Below are 5375 nucleotides of genomic sequence, written 5' to 3'. Positions count from 1 at the left end.
GCTGGAGCTGGTCACGCTCGCCCGTCATGCGGGTGAGGTCCGACTCCAGGCCGGAGATCTGCTCGTTGAGCCGCGCCTCGAGGGCGTTGCGCTCCTCGGTGAGGCGCTGGATCTCCGCGTCCGACTGGGCGCCGTGCTCCTCGGCGGCGGTGGCGCGCGCCTCCAGGGCGCGGACGGTGGCGTCGCGCTCCTGCTCGGTCTGGGCCAGCCGCTCCTGGAGCGCCTGGATCTCCCCGCTCAGCTCGGCGTAGCGCTGATCGCGCTCGCTGACGGTCTGGGCCAGCTCGCCCTCGAGACCCTCGATGCGCTGGTGGCGGCGGGCCAGCTCGGCCTCGTGCGCCTGCACCGTCTCGGAGAGCTTCTGCTCCTTCACCTCGAACTCGAGGGTGAGGATGTTCAGGTGCTTCTCGAGCTTGTCGTACTCGTCGCGGGCCTGCTCCAGCTCCGCGGCGCGGCGCGCCAGCTCGTCATCGCGGTTGGACACCTCGCGGCGAAGGACGTTGATGTCCTTCTCCTTGGAGGCCACCACCTCGATGAGGTCCTTCTCGGCGGAGAACTTCTGGAGGAGCAGGTCGTCCACGGTCTCGCCGTGGGCGCGCTCCTTCTGAAGCATGGACTGCTGGGCCTCGTTGAAGCGCCGCAGCAGGTCGTCCACCTGCATCTTCAGGCCCTGGAGCTCCACGTCCTTCTCGTGGAGCCGATCCTCGACGGAGACCAGCTCGCGCTCGCGGACGTTCCAGATCTCCGAGATGCGGGCGATCTGCGCCTCGCGAACCTTGAGCTCGTCGCGCAGCAGCTGGACCTTGCCCTCGGGCGTGCCCATCAGGTCGCGGCGTGGGGGCGGACGCTTGAGCTGGCGCGACTCGGCCAGGAGCTCCGCCTTGCGGTCCGCGATGGACTGGAAGGAGCGCTCCAGGAAGCCGCGATCCTCCTCGTTGATGGCACTGCGGCGCTCGCGCTTGGGCAGCTTCGGCGGGCCACCGGCGGGGGAGGGCGCGCCGCGCAGTGGCGGCGGCATGGCGGGAGGCCCGTCACGCGGCTCCTGCGGCTCCTCCTCGGGAGGGACGATGCCGACGCTCATCGAGGCCAGCTCTCCCATCTCGAAGGGGATGACGAGATAGCCGTCCGCGGCCCCCGGGCTCTGGCGGTGCTGGTTGAGCCCGTCCATGCCGGTGTCCGAGGACAACAGCAACACCCGGAGGTTCTGCCCAAACTTTCCCTTCTTGATGTGCCCGCAGAGGGTGAAGCCGGACTGGTCCGGCAGCTCGGCGCGGATCACGACTAGATCCGGCCGACGCTTCTCCATCTCACGCTGTGCGTCGGCGGACGTAGCCGCCATGGCCGTTTGATATCCCGCGCTCTTGAGCACGGTGGCCATGCTGAGGGCGAAGTCGTTCTGGCTTTCGACGATGAGAACCCGGCGCTCCATGCAGCCCTTTGACCCCGGAAAAGTGCAATGAAAACCGGCACATCCTAGTCACGTGCTGCAAGGCTTGGAAAGTTTAAGCGCCAAGCTCGGTTGGCTGCTGCACGTCTCTCAACTCATGAGGGCTTGCTACGAACGGCTGCCTGGACCCTGGGGACAGGGGGGCTTCCCGGCTCCTCGTCGCGGCCAGGGAAGGTGGTGGGCGGTGTGTGCCGGGCGAACTGAGTCCCCTCTGGCGGGCAGTAGCCGTGAGCCAGTTGGGCGAACCAGGTGTTCAGCCTCGACTCGGGCGGCTCCTTCGCACACACCTCCGGCACCTCGGCCTCCTGGAGCTCCTCACTGCTGAGCTCCTCCAGCTCCTCCAGGGGGTGCGCATGGGCAGGTGTAGGCGTGCCGTCTACCTCCTGGATCTCCTCGGCTTCGGCTTCGGAGATCTCCTCGGGCTCCTCGACCGGGAAGGGAGCGCGCGCTACTGGCGGCGGAGGGACGGGCCGCGCGCCACCAGGCGGTGGAGGCCGCGGGGGCAGCGCGGGGATTCCGGTGAGGGAGGGAGAGGGAGGCCGCGGGGGCAGCGCGGGAATCCCCTTGAGGGACGGGCGCGCCTTCTCCGGCAGGCTGGGCGGTTCCACGGTCCGTGGCCGGGGTGGGGTCTCGCTGGGGTGGATCAGGGGCGACTCCATCGAGCGCGACGGAGTGCGGTCCTCGCGCCGAAGCGGAAGCGCGGGGGGCCGTGGCGGTGCGGCCTCGGGGGCGGGGGCCGGACGGGTGTCGAGGGGCGGCGGTCGGGTGCTCGGAGCCGGGCGGGCCGGAGGGGCGGGTGGGGGCGGCTCGCGCAGGGGCAGCCCCATGACCACGGGGGGACCGCTCTGGCGCGACACCTGCTCGGTCGGGGCACTCTCCGAGGTGCTGGAGGACTCGCGCAGGGGCAGCCCCATCACCACCGGGGGGCCCTCGGTCCGCGAGGTCGCCGGCTCCGTCTTGATGAGGCGGTTGTCGAGCCCCTCCTCCAACAGGACATGGCCCATGACGAGTGGCAGCTCCTCACGTGAGACGTCCCTCTCGGCCGGGCCCTCGACAGGCGTGGGTGTCTCCAGGGCCGACTTCGTGTTCGCCGCCGAGGCAGCGGGCTTCGGCTCACCCGTGCTCACCGCCCCCGCCCGCGCGAGGACGCGGCTGGTGGGCGTGCCCGTCACCATCGTCGCCTGGAGGGGCGTCTCGTCGTGGGAGGTGGACTCCGTGGGCACCTGCCGTTTGCCGAGCAGGCCATCGTAGATGTCCAGGAGCTGACCCCGGATGAGGCCCGCGTCGAGCCACTGCTGCGCGTACGCGCGGGCATGCTTCCCGAGGGCGATGCGCCGGGGCACGTCGCGGGCCAGCTCGATGATGCGGTCGGCGAGCGCCCGCGAATGACCGGGTGGGTAGAAGACGCCGGCCTGGGCGGGGACGAGCTCCCGGGCCACGGGGAGATCGGCGGCGAGCACCGGGCGGCCCGCGGCGAGGTACTCGGACACCTTGGCGAGGGAGCCGCCCTGGATGCGATTGCGGTCCACGTCGTCGAGCGGCAGCACGCCCACGTCCGCGAGCGTGAGCACCTTGGCCACGTCGTCATGGGTGACGGGGGGCTGGAACTCGACGTGCTCCTTGAGGCCCAGCTCGGCGACGAGGTCTTCCAGGTGGGGCTGCCAGTCCGGGTGGCGCGCGCCCACGAGGGTGAGTCGCACGTCCGCCTGTTTCACCGCCAGGGCGAGCCCCCGCAGCAGCGTCGGCAGGCCCTGCCATGGGGACTGGCTGCCCAGGTACATCAGCCGCATGGGGCTGCCGTCCGGCGAGCCGAGCGCCTCGGGGGTATAGGGTCCCAGGTCCACCGGCGCGCGCATCACGCGCACCGCGTCCTGGTCCACGCCCAACGAGTGGATGAAGGAGCGCGTCGTGGGCGAGCCGGTGAGGACCAGGTCCGCGTTCATCAGGCAGAAGAGTTCCTGGCGGCGGATCTTGGAGAGGAACTTGCGGTCCCCCTCCAGCTGCGGGTGCGTGTAGCGCAGCTCCTGGGAGGGGAAGCCCTGGGCCTCGTAGACGAGGCGGTAGCCGTAGTCGCCCTTGAGTTCGCACAGGGCGTAGCCGCCGAAGGGGTCGGTGAAGTGGGCGAGCGCGTACTCCTCGCTCTCCAACTGGCGCCGCACGGCGCGCTCGAAGGTCTGGAGGCGCGAGGCCAGGTCCCCCGAGCCCACGGGGACCCGGAGCAGGCGCGCGCCCTCGTACTTCTCGATGTGCGAGTGGTCCGGCGTCTTGGCCGACAGCACCACCACCGAGAACCGATCGGGCAGGGCCCTCAAATACTCCGTCACCCGCCGCGACGATCCTGACGGGCCGGGGATGACGTCGAAGCTGCACAGCAGGAGTCTGGGCAGGTCGCTCAAGGCGGTCGGGAGGATACAGACTCGGCTCCCGACTTGTCACCGTCCCCCTCATCCACTCGGGGTATGACCAAGAACAGAAGTAAAATCGCTCGTTGACCCCCCCGGCCTTGTCGACCTAAGCCCCTCCCTGCCTATGGCTGACCTCAAGAGCGTCACGGTGGAGTACCTGCGAGAACTCGCGCGCAAGCATCTGGGGCGTGGGCACAGCAAGCTCAAGACCAAGAAGGATCTCCTCGGGGCCCTCGCCAGGCTGGTGCCCGGACTCGCGAAGCTGGCGGGCGGCAAGCCCGCGGAGCCCGCGGAGCCCAAGGCCGCGAAGGTGAAGGCCGCGAAGGCGAAGGCCGAGGCGCCCAAGGCTCGTTCCGCCAGCAAGAAGGTCCAGGACAAGGTGAAGCAGGTCCGGGAGAAGGTGAGGGGGTCTCGCAAGGCCCCGGTCGCCATCTCGGCGGCCTCGCGCACCGAGAAGCCCGAGGAGGAGCCGAAGCAGCCCGCGGCCCCGGCGCGGCCCCTCCCTGGCGACGATGACGAGAAGACGCCGGTGCGTCTCCCGCCCCGGCCCGCCGAGGTGGTCACCTTCCCGCCCAAGCCCAAGCCGGGCCGGCTCTCGCCCGACGAGGAGACCACCCTCACGAGTCCCGAGGAGCTGCCCGAGCCCTCCGAGGCCGCGGCCCCGGTCGAGGCCCCGGCCCCTGTGGAACAGCACGCGGCGGAGCCGCTGGTGGAGGGCTTCTTCGTGGCGCGCGTGGCGGGTGAGCACGAGGCCTTCCGCCACCACCTCACCGAGTCGCAGAACCAGCGGCCCCGCGAGGCGCTCGGCTCGCCGGACTACCGCGAGAACCTCGGCGAGCTACCGCTCGACTACCAGGACGACACGGTCCTGCTGCTGCCGCGCGATCCGCATACGCTCTTCGTCCTCTGGGACTTCAGCACCGCCGCCCGCGAGCGCGCCCTGGAAGGGCTGGAGTCGCCCCGTGCCGTGCTGCGCCTCCATGACAACCAGGACGTGCTGCTGCGGGTGATCGACGTCGCGCTCGAGTCGCGCAGCTACTACATCCACGGGCTGCCTCCCGGGCACCCCTACCGCGTCGAGTTCCACTTCGTCGGCGCCGACGGTCGCTCGCGTCGCATCGGCCACTCCTCCAACCGCATCCACCTGCCGCCGACAGGCCCGTCCTCGGACACCTCGGTGCGCCTGCTGCGCATGCCCCTCGTGCCGGTGAGGAAGGCCAGCATCGAGGCGGTGGCCGCCACCGCTCCCACCCGCACCGCGGACCTCGAGGAGCGCGAGTACATCACCTGGCGCCGCGTGCCCCTGCCGGGCAGCGGGGGCTTCGAGGACATTCCCGAGCGCCACCGCGTGCGCGTCGCTCCCGGTGTCCCGGGTGAGGGCTCGTCCGAGCAGCCGTACTGGGAGGGTCTCCGTCCCAGTGGCTCCTCCGAGCATCTGGTGGCCTGGTCGCGCCCGCCTGGGGGGTCTTCCGATCACTGGGCGGGAGTACGCACCGTGGGTGGTTCCTCCGAGTCGTGGTGGG

At 70.8% G+C, this 5375-nt stretch carries 3 protein-coding genes; 1 reads left to right on the top strand and 2 read right to left on the bottom strand.

The features are described 5' to 3' along the window. A partial coding sequence (locus tag VF794_RS17825; protein WP_331111969.1) for a response regulator occupies positions 1–1429 on the bottom strand: 1429 nt, incomplete at its 3' end. A 113-nt stretch (positions 1430–1542) separates the two neighbouring features. Further along, a complete protein-coding gene (locus tag VF794_RS17820) occupies positions 1543–3750 on the bottom strand; it encodes a glycosyltransferase family 4 protein (protein ID WP_414640920.1) in 2208 nt (735 codons plus the stop codon). A gap of 226 nt (positions 3751–3976) precedes the next feature. Between VF794_RS17820 and VF794_RS17815 the strand changes: the two genes are divergently transcribed. Beyond that, positions 3977–5375: DUF4912 domain-containing protein (locus VF794_RS17815; RefSeq protein WP_331111965.1), on the top strand; the 1399-nt coding region annotated here is incomplete at its 3' end.

The organism is Archangium sp., from assembly GCF_036389735.1.
Taxonomy (GTDB): domain Bacteria; phylum Myxococcota; class Myxococcia; order Myxococcales; family Myxococcaceae; genus Archangium.
The sequence above is the reverse complement of the archived record's forward strand: the minus strand, read 5'-3'. Positions and strand labels throughout refer to the sequence as shown.